The 15,536-nt window shown below is 42.9% G+C and carries 16 protein-coding genes and 1 pseudogene; 9 read left to right on the top strand and 8 right to left on the bottom strand.

Going from position 1 to position 15,536, the window contains the following annotated elements:
• Positions 1 to 158: 158 nt before the first annotated feature.
• The 3 genes from RE469_09900 (at position 159) to RE469_09890 (ending at position 3,066) form a co-directional block, all read left to right on the top strand.
• Positions 159 to 1,523 carry an aspartate aminotransferase family protein gene (locus RE469_09900; protein WMT44499.1) on the top strand — a complete coding sequence of 455 codons (1,365 nt, stop codon included), beginning with the start codon at positions 159 to 161 and terminating at the stop codon, positions 1,521 to 1,523.
• A 520-nt stretch (positions 1,524 to 2,043) separates the two neighbouring features.
• A complete protein-coding gene (locus tag RE469_09895) occupies positions 2,044 to 2,574 on the top strand; it encodes a hypothetical protein (protein WMT44498.1) in 531 nt (176 codons plus the stop codon).
• Positions 2,575 to 3,066: a hypothetical protein gene (locus RE469_09890; GenBank protein WMT44497.1), complete on the top strand. Its 492-nt coding sequence runs from the start codon at positions 2,575 to 2,577 to the stop codon at positions 3,064 to 3,066. It abuts the gene before it with no gap.
• Positions 3,067 to 3,316: 250 nt separating this feature from the next.
• On the opposite strand, the gene RE469_09885 is transcribed toward RE469_09890, so the two are convergent.
• From RE469_09885 to RE469_09870, 4 genes are all read right to left on the bottom strand, one after another.
• Complete coding sequence (locus RE469_09885; GenBank protein WMT44496.1) at positions 3,317 to 4,795, bottom strand: CoA-acylating methylmalonate-semialdehyde dehydrogenase; 1,479 nt, start codon at positions 4,793 to 4,795, stop codon at positions 3,317 to 3,319.
• A complete protein-coding gene (locus tag RE469_09880; GenBank protein ID WMT44495.1) occupies positions 4,795 to 6,153 on the bottom strand; it encodes an aspartate aminotransferase family protein in 1,359 nt (452 codons plus the stop codon). The genes RE469_09885 and RE469_09880 overlap by 1 nt, the downstream gene beginning before the upstream one ends.
• Before the next feature lie 446 nt (positions 6,154 to 6,599).
• Positions 6,600 to 7,091: an Lrp/AsnC family transcriptional regulator gene (locus tag RE469_09875; GenBank protein WMT45660.1), complete on the bottom strand. Its 492-nt coding sequence runs from the start codon at positions 7,089 to 7,091 to the stop codon at positions 6,600 to 6,602.
• Positions 7,092 to 7,273: 182 nt separating this feature from the next.
• Positions 7,274 to 8,593: an aldehyde dehydrogenase family protein gene (locus tag RE469_09870; GenBank protein ID WMT44494.1), complete on the bottom strand. Its 1,320-nt coding sequence runs from the start codon at positions 8,591 to 8,593 to the stop codon at positions 7,274 to 7,276.
• Positions 8,594 to 8,758: 165 nt separating this feature from the next.
• On the opposite strand from RE469_09870, the gene RE469_09865 reads away from it, so the two are divergent.
• A complete protein-coding gene (locus RE469_09865) occupies positions 8,759 to 9,382 on the top strand; it encodes a pyridoxamine 5'-phosphate oxidase family protein (protein WMT44493.1) in 624 nt (207 codons plus the stop codon).
• A gap of 587 nt (positions 9,383 to 9,969) precedes the next feature.
• Entirely contained in the window at positions 9,970 to 10,350 is a 381-nt protein-coding gene (locus tag RE469_09860) for a hypothetical protein (GenBank protein WMT44492.1), read from the top strand.
• 59 nt (positions 10,351 to 10,409) lie between these two features.
• On the opposite strand, the gene RE469_09855 is transcribed toward RE469_09860, so the two are convergent.
• Genes RE469_09855 through RE469_09845 form a run of 3 tightly spaced genes read right to left on the bottom strand, consistent with a single transcriptional unit; the run spans position 10,410 to position 11,467 of the window.
• Positions 10,410 to 10,757: a hypothetical protein gene (locus RE469_09855; protein WMT44491.1), complete on the bottom strand. Its 348-nt coding sequence runs from the start codon at positions 10,755 to 10,757 to the stop codon at positions 10,410 to 10,412.
• A 16-nt stretch (positions 10,758 to 10,773) separates the two neighbouring features.
• Positions 10,774 to 11,184, bottom strand: coding sequence for a hypothetical protein (locus RE469_09850; protein ID WMT44490.1), 411 nt, complete (start codon positions 11,182 to 11,184; stop codon positions 10,774 to 10,776).
• Positions 11,171 to 11,467 carry a hypothetical protein gene (locus tag RE469_09845; protein WMT44489.1) on the bottom strand — a complete coding sequence of 99 codons (297 nt, stop codon included), beginning with the start codon at positions 11,465 to 11,467 and terminating at the stop codon, positions 11,171 to 11,173. Before RE469_09845 ends, RE469_09850 begins: the two co-directional genes overlap by 14 nt.
• Before the next feature lie 116 nt (positions 11,468 to 11,583).
• Between RE469_09845 and RE469_09840 the strand changes: the two are divergent.
• The 4 genes and pseudogenes from RE469_09840 to RE469_09825 all read left to right on the top strand — a co-directional run bounded on the left by RE469_09840 (position 11,584) and on the right by RE469_09825 (position 14,071).
• Positions 11,584 to 11,976, top strand: a pseudogene (locus RE469_09840) (transposase).
• A gap of 99 nt (positions 11,977 to 12,075) precedes the next feature.
• Positions 12,076 to 12,615 (top strand): hypothetical protein, encoded by a 540-nt coding sequence (locus RE469_09835; protein ID WMT44488.1) that lies wholly within the window; start codon positions 12,076 to 12,078, stop codon positions 12,613 to 12,615.
• The gene (locus RE469_09830) at positions 12,608 to 13,048 is read left to right on the top strand and encodes a tetratricopeptide repeat protein (protein WMT44487.1); all 441 of its coding nucleotides are present in this window, start codon (positions 12,608 to 12,610) and stop codon (positions 13,046 to 13,048) included. Before RE469_09835 ends, RE469_09830 begins: the two co-directional genes overlap by 8 nt.
• Before the next feature lie 54 nt (positions 13,049 to 13,102).
• Entirely contained in the window at positions 13,103 to 14,071 is a 969-nt protein-coding gene (locus RE469_09825; protein ID WMT44486.1) for a hypothetical protein, read from the top strand.
• Positions 14,072 to 14,272: 201 nt separating this feature from the next.
• Here RE469_09825 and RE469_09820 read toward each other — a convergent pair whose 3' ends face one another.
• Positions 14,273 to 15,454 (bottom strand): MFS transporter, encoded by a 1,182-nt coding sequence (locus RE469_09820; protein ID WMT44485.1) that lies wholly within the window; start codon positions 15,452 to 15,454, stop codon positions 14,273 to 14,275.
• Positions 15,455 to 15,536 lie beyond the last annotated feature (82 nt).

Here is a 15,536-nt window from a genome sequence, read left to right as displayed (position 1 = left end):
TTATTTCCACATTTAATCTTTATTTACTGAAAATAGTTAAGTTAATATCTATCCGTACTATATTTTGTATAATAAATCAGGTATGATCCTTTACAATACTCATTAGATCCAGATGAGGAATACTGGTATGGGATCATGCCGGAGCTGGATGTGGATATATGAAGTCGACAGAATGGGGTAGTTATGAAGATGCACCAAGACTTGTTACAGATATTCCAGGACCGGAGTCCCGGAAAATGCTTGCAGACCAGGACAGGTATGAAACTGCAAGCAGGACTTACACGTCAGTCTTCAGGATCGGGGTTTCCAGGGCAAGAGGTTCCACAATAGAAGATGTGGACGGCAACAGATTTATTGATTTTTTCTCCGGTGTCAGTGTCATCAACCTTGGACATGGATTTCCACCTGTCAGGAATGCTGTCCGGGATCAGCTGGACAAAGTTGTGCACATAAATGAAATGCCTACTGAGACGAGGATCAATTTCCTGAAGACTTTCAATTCCACACTCCCTGCAGGGCTCAAGGATCATTCTAAAACAATGTTCACAGTAACTGGCGCCGAAGCCTGCGAAACTGCCATAGAGCTTGCCAGGCACGTAACAGGAAGGAAAACTATTGTGGCTTTCAGTGGAAGCTACCATGGCGTTTCAGGAGAGATAATTTCTGCCACTTCGAATCCGCACTACCGCGGGTATGCCGGTATTGGCCTGAGGGATATTGCCTACATCCCATACCCATATTCATACAGGTTCCCCTTCAATGTGAAGATGGAAGATATGTCCGCATATGTTGGAGATATGCTGCGCCACATGATTTCTGATCCGTACGCTGGACCTGGGGAAATAGGTGGAGTCATTGTTGAACCTATACAGGGAGAGGGCGGCTATGTTGTACCTCCTGACGATTTTCTTCCCATAATAAGGGAAATCACGCAGGACAATGAGGTGCCGCTGATTCTGGATGAGGTCCAGTCTGGTGTGGGCAGATCTGGAAAGATATGGGCAAGCGAATATACCAAGGTGTCACCTGACATTATGTGCGTTTCAAAGAGCATTGGCGAAGGAATACCAATTTCCATGATTGCCTACCGGAATGATTATGATGAAAAACTGCCGCCAGGTTTCCACCTTGGAACTTACAGGGGGAATCCGCTTGGTATGGCAGCCGGCAATGCCACACTGAACTACCTTAAGGAGAGCAGCGTTCTGGACATGGTTCATTCAAATGGTTCTCATATTCTGAAAAGACTTGAGGAATTTGCCCAGAATAACAGATACATTGGAGAGGTGAGGGGAAGAGGGTACATGATTGCACTGGAGATGGTTGACGATCCAGTAACAAAGAAACCTGGAACCAAAAGAGCTGCACGAATAAAGGAATATATGTTCAAACACGGTGTTCTGATGCATACATGCGGACACTATGCCAATGTACTGAGATTCATGGCACCTCTGACGATTGAACCTGACCTGGCAGATAGAGGTATGAACATTCTTGGGGACGCATTGCGGGGAGTCTCCTGATCCCTCAAGAGCACTGCGAATACAATGATTCGTGTTTTCATTAACGAATCGGCTTGTATTGCTATAATTGCTTTGCACCGATGAATTATAGAGATGTATTTAGTTAAGAAATATCAAAGGGCATGATATAGTTGACAGATGTTTTCCTAAGGCTTCATTATTATTAGCACGCATATGGAATAAATCTTTATGCGGCATTGCAGCCTCCTGAGATCATAGTACCTGTTTAGTATATGGAATGCTTAACTGTTGATGCTCAATATAGAGGAATCTGGGGCACTATTGAGCACACTCCCGACGCAATGGAGAGAACCGTCTTTCCTACAAGTAGGTCCCAAAAAAGTAATGTTTTCTGTTTTGTGCATGAACCCCAATGTTATCAGATCATCCATGCACTTCCGTAACTGAAATTCTGTCCGGTCTATTATTTCATTTTGGCAATACAACCATAGTTTACTCTACATGTCAAACTTATTAGATTACATAAGGTATGTATACAACGACGAAATATTCTTTCTGTATGGTTTCTAGAAGTGATTTGTTGCTTTCTTTCATCTACGCGTGGGGGAAATCAAAAAAGAACAATGAACCAATTCCTTCAGTTACACATTTACAGAAAGAGATTTTCCTCCTTTGCAGAAGAACTCCATTTGCTGACATGAAAGATATCTATCACTTCGAACCCCTTTGGTATGGCCCATTTTCAAAGGAACTATCCGGAGACCTTATTGATTTCCAATCAAAAGGTATGATTTACTTTGATGAACTGAGGCTTACCAGCGAAGGTTTTAAAATTGCCATTTCGGTTTGGAATAATTTGAATGAACTTGAGAAAAAACAAATACTTGATGTCAAGACCACATTCAATTATATGAGTTTAACAGAATTGCTTGAAACAGTCTATTCAAGGTACCCAAAATTCACCAAGAGATCGGCCCTTAAGAAAGAGGTGGTGGATAAGTACTTCGCTGATTTTCTAAAGGAAAATGAAATAACTGAAGAGGATGTAGTTTCCGCTGTCAACTCAGCTAAGAAGGCATTGAGACAATAAATGCAACTCGTAATAGACACCAATGTTGTATTGGCCTATCTAATATCGGGATCTACTCGTTCCTCAAATGCTAAGGTGTGTAGAAGGGTCGTGAATGGCTTAGATAAGGCATTTACCTGTGATATACTCTACGGTGAGTTGAAAAGGCTTCTTGATTTAGACCCAGATCTGATCGAGAAAATTTCATTGAATGGAAAGAAGGAGGGAAATGTATTTCGCGCATTACATGATGTTAGAAATGAGTATCTGAACTCAAGACTCGACCCTTACGTTATGCAGCTAAATTTCGTAAAAACCGAGAATCTTACAATAGATCCTACAGCAATAAAAGATGTGGGAAACGATTGGTACATGATTTCTATAGCCAAATTTATCAGTATTGACTACATTGTCACATGGAATACACAGGACGTTCTCAAATATGCTGCCGGGAATGGCATAAACGTTAACAGAATTTTGGATCCTCCAACATACTTACAATCATTAAAATGAAAGGCAACGTTTTCACAATCTAATGCGAACTATAAGCTTTAATTAATCATTTAATCTCAATTTCTATGAGAATTTTGTATCCCCTTAAACTTTAACAAAATCCGGATTAATGCACTTCCTTTTAGCATTCCTCCATTCAGTTATGACTGCCCGAGCACTTGATTAAAACAAAGGGAGTTACTTTGTTTTCCTACTTTTAACATTTCTGCCCATCAAGGAGAGTTTGACCATGTATTTATTTTGCAAACTCTCACCATCTGGAAACAACAACCTTCCTTTCCGTGAAGAACATGACGTGGTCGTCCCCGCCCTGTGCATGCAGGTCCCCGAAGAAGGAATCCTTGTAACCGCCGAAAGGGTAAAACGAGATGGGTGCTGCAACACCAACATTCACACCGAAATTACCGGCTTCAACGCCATGAACAAATTCTCTTGCGTTTCGACCGCTTGAGGTGAAGATGGTTGCTGAATTTCCATACCTGCTCCTGTTGATGGTTTCTATGGCGTTCCCCAGGTTACTTACCTCCATTACTGATGCCACCGGTCCGAATATCTCGTCAGTGACTATCTTCATGTCACTGGCGGCATTGTCAAATATGGTTGGGCCGAGGAAGTAACCTTCGGGATGCTTCTGAGATCTCTTCTTCCTGCCGTCCAGTAGGAGATGTGCCCCCTCTTCTTCTCCCTTGACAATATATGATTCCACGCGCTTCAGGTGATCTTCTCTGATGAGCGGTCCCATATCTGTATCAGCATCAAGTCCAAAGCCAAGCCTTAGCTTTGAAGCTGCGTCAACGAAAGAATTCACAACCTTCCGGTGATTCTCAGGCAACGTCACCAGCACTGAGCCTGCAAGACAGCGTTCACCCGCATTGCCAAAGAATGAGCTTATGAGGGAAGGAATTACCGTTCCCAGATCAGCGTCAGGCATGACAAGTTCATAGTTCTTTGCAGAAGCACCAGCCTGAACACGCCTGTGTGTTTCAGTACCGCGCCTGTGAATTATCTCGGCTGTTCTTGTGGAACCAACAAAACTGTATCCAGATATATGCCGGTTTGAAAGAAGCGCTTCAACTGTTTCTTGCCCCCCGTTCACCACGGATACAACACCCGGAGGGATACCTGCTTTCTGGAACATGGAGGAAACATACTGCATGGTGAGAGGGACTTTTTCTGATGGCTTCACCACAACGGTATTGCCCAGCCCTATGGCATACGGTATGAACCAGAATGGCACCATCACGGGAAAATTGAAAGGTGCAATTACCGCAAACACTCCAATGGGTTCGCGGATCAGTTCCTCGTCAATGCCTCTGGCAATATCTGAATTGTTCCTGCCCATTATGTGGTATGTTGCTGCTGTTGCGGACTCGACATTCTCAATGGCTCTCATCACCTCTCCATAGCTCTCATCAAAGGTCTTCCCATGCTCAGTGGTCACTATTCGTGCTATTTCGTCTGCATTCTCCCTCAAAAGGTTTTCAAGCCTGAAGAGAATTTTTACCCTGTCGGTGATGGGGACTTTAGACCAGCTTCTGAAGGCCGTCATGGCTGCATCCACTGCAGCATCAACCACTCTCTGCCCCGAACCTGCAGTCCTGGCTATAATTTTACCGAATGCCGGATTATAGACATCATAAACCGGCTCCCCCTCTATATCCTGATATTTTCCCTCCAGATAGTTCCTTATTGTTTCCACTTTCTCGCTTTCATTTACACTGCTTTTCATCACATCACCTCCCTGTCGGCAATGGACAGGGCAGCATCCAGTGCCTCGAATCCCCTGTCCAGATCATCACCTGAAATAATGAGTGGCGGAGCTATCATGAGATTCGTCACCCATGTGCTTATGTAAACGCCATCCTGCATTGCTTTCTTTGCAACCAGATCGGTCATCAGGGGTTTTCCAGCCACCTTCTCCTCGTAGCTGTTGAATGGCGTTTTCTTCTCCTGATCCTTCACAAGTTCCACTGCCCCGAATAATCCTATGTGCCTGACATCCCCAACCGATCTGTGCCTTTCCCTGATCTCCTCAAGCCTGCTGGCAAAATGCGGAGCCATGCCCCTGACCTTTTTCATTATGTCCAGTCTCTTGTATTCCTCAATGGCTGCAACTCCAGCAGCAAGAGTCATGGGATGTGCCTCGTATGTGTGGCCATGGGCAAAGTAGTTCTGGTCAAAGTACTCGGAAATCCTTTTGTCTGTCGCAGTCAGGGACAGGGGCATGTAAGCTCCACTGATGCCTTTTGCCGTTGTAATGATATCCGGCTTCACGTTCCAGTGGTTCACTGCAAACCAGTCACCCGTTCTTCCAAAGCCGGTCATGACCTCGTCTGCAACAAACACCACATCATTGTCTCTGGCAATCTCACTTACCCTTGGCAGGTATTCCTTGGGTGGGACAATGACGCCATTTGTTCCTGTCACGGGTTCAAGGATAATCCCACCAACATGTCCTTCGCTCTTGATTACATACTCAACATAATCTGCACAGGCAACGTTGCATGAAGGGTATTTCAACCCAAATGGGCATCTGTAACAGTAAGGCTGCGGGATATGCAGGAATCCAGGGGAATGCTGCACATCATCTATCTCTATGCGCCTGAAGTCACCGGTGACCTGTATGCTTGAACCTGTGGAACCATGGTAGGAATTGTATGCCGATATTATCTTGGTATTCCCTTCCTTTCTTTTGTACATCCTTATGATCTTCACTGCTGCTTCGTTGGCTTCAGTGCCTGACGTTGCGAAGAAGTATTTGTTGAGGTTTGGAGGAAGAATGGTCTTGAGGCTTGAAGAAAGCTCCTCCCTGACTTCAGTATTGAAGCCTGGTGCAATATAGGCAATCTTCTCGGCCTGGTTCTTAATAGCCCGGATAATGTTCATGTTCTTGTGGCCGAGATTTGAACACATGAGCTGAGATGAGAGGTCCAGGTATTTCCTACCGCTTGAATCTATGAAATTCACGCCTTCGGCGTCAACAATTTTCAGGGGTTTCCACCCTTCCTGCTTCCGCCAGGTAGCGTATGTCAGTGAAGTGGATACCGATTCTTCTCCATGGTTTGCTATTGGTTCAACCTTTTCCAATTTTCCACCATGTATTAATTGCACAAGCGTATTAAAATCTTCTGTAAAATAGGAAAATTTTCACTATTGTGTATTATGTTCTAAACTTCGGTACCATTAGACATGAGATGTTAAATTTTTTTCATCTTCTATTTTCGACATTTGAACATCCTATCAATATTTACACTCGTTTGTATAAATTCACACATATAATACAAAATTGCTCTCTTTATCCATTTAACTGCATATTCCTGGATGTTCTACAGTAAAATCATAATAATTAGAAGAAAATTCTGATGCTGTGCAGTTATGATAGTTCTATTTTCGAGAAAATAAGTGTATTTTCTGGCAGATTACTGATGGCTTTTCAGATAATCCAGTAAAGAGTTAAGACAAAGGGAGCCAGGAAAAGCTTCATTTCACTGAACGATTTCATAGAAATAATGATTCCCTGAGTTTCACATAAATCAGAAGATGATGGAATCCCTGGGATCTTCCTTGACCACGCTCAGTGCCATAATGGTGTTTGTTCTTTCCACGCCTTCAGTGTTTGAGAATTCAGTCACTATCCTTTCAAGATCATCCCGCGATTTTGCCCTGATCAGTGCCACGAAATCATTTTCACCTATTACATAGTACACTGCCCATACTCCTTTTATTCTGGCGATCCTTTCCCCAACCTCTATTGAATAATTAGGGCTGTAATTTGCTTCTATGAGAGTTATGGCAGAAATCTGATCGCCAATCTTGTTGGTGTCCAGATTCGGGTAGAGTCCATTGAGAAACTTTTCATCGCGCATCCGTTTTATCCTGTTGTGGACTGTGGACTTTGATACCTTGAGCTTATCGGCAATGGTCTTAAGATTTGCCTCGTCTGAATAGAGAAGGAGCTTCAGTATGTCCTTATCTATTTCGTCCAGTTTAATTGGCGTGGTTTCTGCTTTCTTTGTCTCTTCCATCAACAGCAGTATTATGAAATTATTAAAAAACTTTCAGTCGTATTCTTATATCTAATGAATTAAGTTTCGTTTGTAAGCTTATTGATGTCCAAAAATCAATGCATCTCGAAAAAACATATGACTGTACTGAAAATATACAGATGCCAGTTGTTTCTGAAATAAATATGAATGGCGAATTACACTTAATGATCAATCCATACGGTCTTTATGTTGGTGAATTCCCTTGTACCGAATTTTGACAGTTCCCTGCCTATACCACTCTGTTTCACTCCTCCAAATGGGACTCTGGGATCTGATGCAACAATCTTGTTCACGAATACCATTCCGGCCTCTATTTCAGGAACAATACGTTCAGCTTCATCACTATTACCCCATATGGATGCACCCAGCCCGAATGGAGTGTCATTTGCCAGAGCAATTGCTTCCTGATCTGTCCTGAATTTCGTTAGGATTGCCACGGGACCGAAGACCTCCTCGTCATACTTTCCAGATATCTGCGCGATTGTGGGCGGAACTATTCCGCCGCTGTATTCGCCAAATGATGATACTTTGCCAATGCCTGACAGATTCTCGATTTGAGACCTGACGGTCTTTGTTTGCTCCATTGATGACAGCGGGCCCAGAAATGTTGATTTGTCAAGAGGATCGCCGATCCTGACGCTGGCAAATTTCCCGGCAATTTCATCAGCAAACTCCTGGAAGATATCCTCATGAACAATGAATCTCTTTGAAGCAATGCAGCTCTGCCCGTTGTTCTGCATCCTCGCGAATACGGCATTTTCAGACGCCTGATGTACATCTGCGCTTTTCATTACAATAAATGGATCTGAACCGCCAAGCTCAAGAACAACTTTCTTAAGATTCTTTCCCGCCTCCTGTGCCACTGATTTCCCAGCTCCGCTTGATCCCGTAAGTGATACACCTTCCACTTTCTGTATGATCTTTCCGGCACGGGAGCCTGAAACTATCAGTGACCTGAATTGTTCAGAAGAGAATATATCTTCAATCATGAGGCTGGTGCCTGTGACAATGGATGCATGCTTCAGAACGACTGCGTTACCTGCCAGCATTGCCGGAACTGCACCCCGCATCACCTGCCACAATGGGAAATTCCATGGCATTATAAGTAGTACTGTTCCCAGCGGATCGAAGCGCACGTACGTTTTCTTCCCTTCAGTCCTTATGGTTTCTGGCTCAAGGAAATTTGGATAATCTTCAATTGCATAATCCACAAGCTTGATGCATTTGTCTATCTCGCTCAGACTCTGACTTATGGGCTTCCCCATCTCCTCGGTCATCAGTCTTGCCAGTTCTTCCTTTCTCTTTATGAGATTAGGCTTCAGGACAGTCCGGAGGTAATCGATCCTTACGTCAAGATCTTTTTTCCAGGTCTTCTGAGCTTCCTTAAGTCCAGAAAGTATTCTGTCCACGCGGCCATCATCATATTCTTCATATTCTCCAAGCTTTTCCTGACTGTAGGGATTCACAGTGGTAATCTTCATGGTTGAACATGCACTATCTGTTAATTAATATGTCCATTTTCCGGTGAGTTTATTCAGGATAGAATTATATCCACCAGTTGTATGAAATCTATGGAAAAAATGCATTACTGTCATCGGTAGAGTGAATATCATATATTTAATATAAGATCTCAATGTTCCACTCTCATGAGTTCAGTCAGCAATGTGCACAGGCATCCCGAAAGGGCGGTAAGAGACAGGGATGTAGCATATTCAATATTGGATCAGGCAATGATGGCCTATGTTGCATTCGCCGATAATGGTGTAATATTCAACATTCCAATGACTTTCGCAAGAATAGGCAATTCTGTATTCTTCCATTCTTCAAAGCAGGGCAGGTTCTACAATGTGCTTATATCTGGAAACAGCGTTTGTGCTGGTATTACAATATTAGATGGGATAGTCCTGGCCAAGAGTGCCTTTAACACATCCATGAATTACAGATCTGTTATGATATTTGGAAGCATGGTGGATGTGGAAGATTATGATAGAAAGTATGCCATTTCAGAAGCTCTCGCTGAGAAGATGGTTCCAGGGCGATGGAATGACTGCAGACATCCGTCAAGGGCCGAAATCAGCGCGACTGGATTTCTTGAACTTCCACTTGAGCAGATGTCAGTGAAAGTCAATATCAGCGGTCCCTCGGAGAAAAAAGTGGACGTCACACTACCACACTGGTCAGGAGTTATAGCAATGAAGACTGCTAGGTCAGCCATGCCGCTTGATGCATCAGTTGAGCTTCCTGAATATCTTGCAAAATACTTTTCCTAGATTTTTTGCACAGTGACCTTAGCAATTTTGGATACTGTTAATATTACATGCCATAGGGCGTCCGAAAATCTATGGAATGTTTGTCAATAGTTAGACTTTATCTGTCTGATTATATTTACGGGATATGGAAACGAACCATATCCCGCTGATCATGGAAAGGCTGGATAAGATTGTTTCTAAAGATCATTGTAATCCTGCAGATCTATGGCATTTCATACAAATCCTCAGCCACTTCGTAAGCAACCGTCCGGAACTCATGAATCTCGTTGGGATAAGGAAGATTCCAGACTTACGCACTCTGTCATACAGGGCTCTGAGAATGGACTAGCATGAGATCAATGCCGGTGTACCTAATCCAATCAGATTCAGACGGCATAATTGATCTCACTGTATCTAATGTGGAGAATGCTGTAATTGACAGCTTCATTGTGAAGGCATGCAAGCATACAACTGCGCAGAGACGATGAAAATCAGGAAAATATAAAGATCCCGAGAGTTCATGGGGTTATGGAACAAGAGGCTTTGAATATGGCAGGAAAACACATGTTGCACAGGATGTTGATTCCCCTGCATTAGGGGAATTGAAGGTGACCACAGCATCTATTCATGACAGTATAATGGCCTTTTCAATGATGGATGGCGCCTATGATTCAGGCGGAATTTGTGATTACTTCATGGACAAAACAGATGCAATCTACATCATAGATACCAACAGAGGGATAGGAATCGTTCCTGATAAGTTAACATTCAAAATGAATCCGGGCATAATCATCAGTGAGAGGGAGAAGACCAGATACCGGCTGAGATGGGAAATAGAGCGGACCTTTTCAATACTTGAGGAAATAATACACCGTGAGCATATCTGGTATGTCCACAGCAGGAACTATGATGTTGCTGTTGGTGAGAGGATAGTAGCGTACAACTGCATTTTCCTGGTCAATCAGATAGGGCAGAGATCAAAGAGGTAAATAATGGACTTCGTTGTTTGGACACTTTACTTACTAAGAAAGAAGGCTCAAATATATGATTAGCAGAAAACAGGTTGGTAGAAGAAGCTGTCCTTCTTTCTCCTGTTAGGATATGCCGTAACAATTTTCAGGCAGTCAGGTGTTTTTGAAAAAACAAATTCAAAATAAAGTTTCTGCTCTTTTATTGTTATTTGTAGATTAGCCTTTTTTCGCCAATTTTCGTTATAGTATTCGCTAGGAGGAATATCAGTGCAAGAGTCTAGAAACTTCTTTTCATTCAGAAGGGATTCCAACATTCTAAGATCACCATTCTTCAGATTTTCAACAATATTTGATGCAAGTGACTGATCACCGATCACAGTGAAAATATACTTGAAAATATCGTCAAAATGACCCCTCTCTGTCATATGATTATCAATGAACTTAATCTTTTGACACAAAAATAGCACCAGACATTGTGGTTATGTTGTAATGGGGAATTCCTAAAGCACTAATATAAATTTCAGAGTATCTAACTATTAGAGGTTCTGCGTATACATCTATTATGTCACCGGTTTCAGCCTTGAACCGGCTTCTAGCCGGCGTGTCGAACTTGAACTTTGATACCTTGTCCAACTTGTCCTCAGAAATTTGATTCATGGGCACACCATTGTACACCTTAGAAGGATCAGGAATCTGGTGAACAACCTTTAAAGTGGTATTGAGGACGTTCAAGCCCTTTCCTATTTCTACTATCTGTGCGTCTATAACTTCAATAACAATTTTCAGTTTTAATTCTGGAATCTCCACAGTACACGGTTCATGTTCCTGCAATTTAACACTAAATTCTTTCATTATCAACAGCTTCTTTGAGGTATTCCTGTTCTTCTTGACTAAGTTTCTTCTTGAATTCTATGGCAATATATGAAATTCTAAAGCCATCAGACAGGCCTACTTCCACATCGGAATCAGCGTATATCCAGTTATTCGCAATACCTCCAAAGTCAATATATATTCTGTTGCCAGTCTCATTCATTGAAACTTTTGGTTTGACCTTATTCATTGAAACGATGTTTGAATTTGATATGCTAGCAGAGGTGCTGCCCAAGGAACTAAAGGGACTATAAACAGGGATCATAAAAAGCTAAGCATATACAATGATAAAAATATTTCATATTTGTCGTGCTTTTACTTCCAAAAAGTTTGTTGCATAATTCCCCTGTATAATGAAATACAGGGGGGTGATTGGTTTGTATGACACCAAAGCCAATCACTGCTACAGGCAATAGAAGCAAAAGAAGATATTGGATCGGTTCGGACAGAAGGTATGACAGGTACAACAGGTCCCTGGTGGACAGGATTGAGGATCTCCTTGATACTTCATTCCTCATGGACTGGAAGCTGCTCCTTGCAGATAACAACAGTGGAAAGAGAGGCCATCCCTACAGGACGCCAAATGCATTCATAACATTCCTAGCAAAACTCAGGGCAATGTACAGCATTCCCTTCAGATCACTGGAGGGAATTGCCAGGATATTTGCAAGGATCACCGGAATAACAGCTGTCTCCTACACAAGCATATTCCGAAGAATTAGAAAGATTGTGCCAGCTATTCCCGATTCTCATGGAAAGCCTGTGGGCTGCGCCGCTGTCATGCTGTAAGAAAGATGTGCATGAAATATATTTTAAGCACTGTCAGTTTTGTAGTGAAATGTTCAGCACTCAGATTATCAGGGGGGATTGAAAATGGGATCCGCCAAGAGAAAGAGAATGGCACGGAAGAAGATGGGGGGCTCACACGCAAGCAAAAATGTACCCATGGAAAATATTGATAGAAGGGTAATGGAAAAGAGCACATGGATTATGCACAAGTTTATGGACAGGGAAAAATTCGAAACAGCTGGGGATGCCAATGAATTCATTGAAAAAATATACAACTCTGAGAAGCTTAACAGTTACGTGCCTGAAAGTCCGGAGGACAGGGCACAGATGATGGCATATGATGCATGCCAGAAAACTGGGAATGCCAGGAAGGAAATGGCCCTGAAGGATATTGACATCTCTGAGAATTGCGCCGATGCTTACGTGATCTTAGCGGAACTGGAGAAGAATCCACAAACTAAGATAGATCTTTACCGCAAAGCCTCTACTGCGGCAAGAAAAACCCTTGGCGAGAAAGCCTTCACCGAATATAGAGGAGATTTTTGGAAGATCCTAGGGACAAGGCCATATATGCGTGCTCAGGAAGGCCTTGCTCTCTCTATGGAATTCTGGCAGAATGGATGAGGCGAAGAACATCTATGAAGAACTGCTGGAACTGAATCCAGATGACAACCAGGGCGTGAGATATTCGTTACTGCTCATATATATGATTGAGGGCAGTGCGAATAAGGCTGAGGAATTGCTGAACACCTATGATGAGGATGGTGCGGACTGGGACTATAATCGATCACTGCTGTTATTCAGGAAATCAGGTGTCACAATTGAATCAAAGACCGCCTTGAGGAAGGCGTTTTCTTCAAATATATATGTTCCCGCCATGCCGGCTGGAGCCGTTGACATTCCCGGCACGTCTAACTACATAACGCCAGGGCAGCCTGATGAAGCAGGTTCCTATGCGAGGTCATGCGGGGCACTGTGGCTGGACAATGAGGAAGCTATTAAATGGATGATTGAGGAATTTGAACAGTATTTAACTCATAGGGGAAAGGTCGGCTGATGTTGATTCTATCGGTGTACAATGTGATGGGTAGCTGGTGCTGAGGTGGGTAGATTGAAGAATGGGAAAGGAAGCAAAAAGTCCGGATCAATCACGAAGAATAAGGAAAGTTATGAGGAGAAGGAAGATCCTGAAACGCTGTTCAGCAGAATGCTGAAACTTGCTGAAGAAAACACTGAAAAGAGCAGAATGGACGCGGAGGAACTGGCGGCACGCATCATAGAGTTTCGGGAGGCCACAGCCGCCCTCGCCCTGGATCTGGTCAGCAATGAGGACAATCCTGCTTACATCCTGGGCTGCTTCATTCTATCTGGTGTCGGGGGCGATGAACCAGCAAGGAAGCTTGTTGAACTGCTTGATAACGAGAAATACAACAGCGAAATATCGCAGCTCATCTCACCCAACATTGGGAAGGATGCTGTTCCATATCTCCTTACCAGGATTGACCAGATAACCCAGATGTCCTTTGAACAGAGGAAGCCACTGGAGCATACCATAGACTCCATCCTTCTTTGCATAGGCAGCATCAGGAGCGGTGCCTCTGTTTCATACCTGACCGGCTTGCTTGATGATTATATTTCAAATATGCCTGACGGACCATTTGATCCCTCCGTCTACGGATGGAAATACAGCTTTTTCGATCTACTTCACATTCTTGAAGCGCTTGTTAGGCAGCAGAACATGAAAGCAATCAAATCCATAGAGAAAGCAAGAGATAGCTTTCCAATTGAATATGTGGACCACAAGATGTGCCAGATAGCTCTGGGACGCATAAAGCTGAAGAAACCTGAAGGCTTTATTCCACTTGAGGCCATTGAAATGGCTGTTCCAATGAACCGGCTTTTTCAAACCCTGGAAGGGAGAAAATCAAGCAAGAAGGATGGATTCATGGAGGCCTATGGTGAGTTTTTCAATCCAGAACTTTATCCCTATCACTCGCAACTGGAAAACATGTATTCTGAGCAAGAGGAAGACGATGAATATATGGATAACGATGATGATATGGAAGATGATGAATTTTGATTTGTCAGAATACGGCATATTTTTCATGACCTCATTTCAAATGAGAATGATCTGTTAAGCAATTGTTTGCGGAAACGTCATAAGTAGTATATTGGGTTTTCAATCAGCTCATGTAATACTTAACAACATTGAGATCAAGAATGCCACTGAGCTCGCGATATGAATGAATTGCGTTTCAGAAATCAGGGGAACTATTTCCTGTCAAAGCTGCGAAGTGGCATTGATAGCTGGAATCGTTGGCAGAACTGTCAGAGACATTATGGTCAATACGTAGAGGGAATGGGTGAAACCTGATATAACAAAGACCATAAGTAGAGTTATCAATACAGTGTATCTCCCGGCCAGCAGGTAATATTCACGGTTTATCCAGTATGGAAATGATGTAGTTAACAGATCAACCGAATTCATGAAATTGGACATTGATCTGTTGTTCATAGGCGCAGTTAAGAGGAGTGCCACATCTCCTGCCAAAAATAATACAGCAATGGGCATATTGAGATTGCCAATAAAGACTGTGGATACGAGTATAATGAATATGGAATACAAGTATGGGAGCAGACTGTTTGAATTGCGGTTCAGCATACGCGGCGTAAAGATGTTTCCCAGGGCACTTGATGCCGCCATCGATGCCACCAATATCCCCACCATGGTATAGCTACCAGTTATCTTAAAAATGTATACTGGGAGTATTATGGAAAGGGCAAGCCCGTAGAAGGATGAAAAGTAAAAATAGCTTTTGTATTGCCATTTTATCAGTTTATTCGCTCTGATGGAATCCAGGAATTTTATTTTTGGATGTTCCCTTTCGGTTACATTGAGCAAAAGTCCACTGGCTCCGGAATATACCAGTAACGCGGCAGTTGCGGCGAACACAGCAACATACCGCATTGTACCCGTGAATGGGGTAATTTCCAGCGCAACGCCTCCAATTATTGGCGATACCAGTGAAGAGATATATGCCACAGTCGAATTGAAGGATAGAAAAGCCAGTCTATCCTTACCTCTGCTTACTTCCATGGATATGATGGCATTTCCGGCCCAGAACAGTCCACTTGAAATCCCATAGATCAGTCCAAAGAAGAACTGATTCATGAAGATACCCCCAATAAGAACCGAGCCTATGAGTGAAACAGCCCTTAATGGTGAACTTAGCGAATATATGAATTTAGTCTGTATGTAGTTGGCCATAATACCTGACAGGATGAAGGAAAGGAGTTGTGAAATCTGATAGGCTAGCTGGTATTCAATGACAGTAGCTAAATTTCCGGCACTGAAAAAGAGAATGTTGAGGAAGCTCCCTGCAAGACCGTTGGCAAAATTGAATGAATTGTAGGATACGATGTATTTGGTTATGTCTCTATCTTGAATTATTTCCTTGTACATAGCAGAATCATTCTTGCGCTGTGTTTTGTAACTAAAAACCTCACTTCCAGATCCACTGGGCTGATAGCCTTTTTCTTCATTG

The organism is Cuniculiplasma divulgatum, from assembly GCA_031200235.1.
In the GTDB taxonomy this organism is placed as follows: Archaea; Thermoplasmatota; Thermoplasmata; order Thermoplasmatales; family Thermoplasmataceae; genus UBA509.
This window is presented reverse-complemented; position numbering and strand designations above follow the sequence as displayed.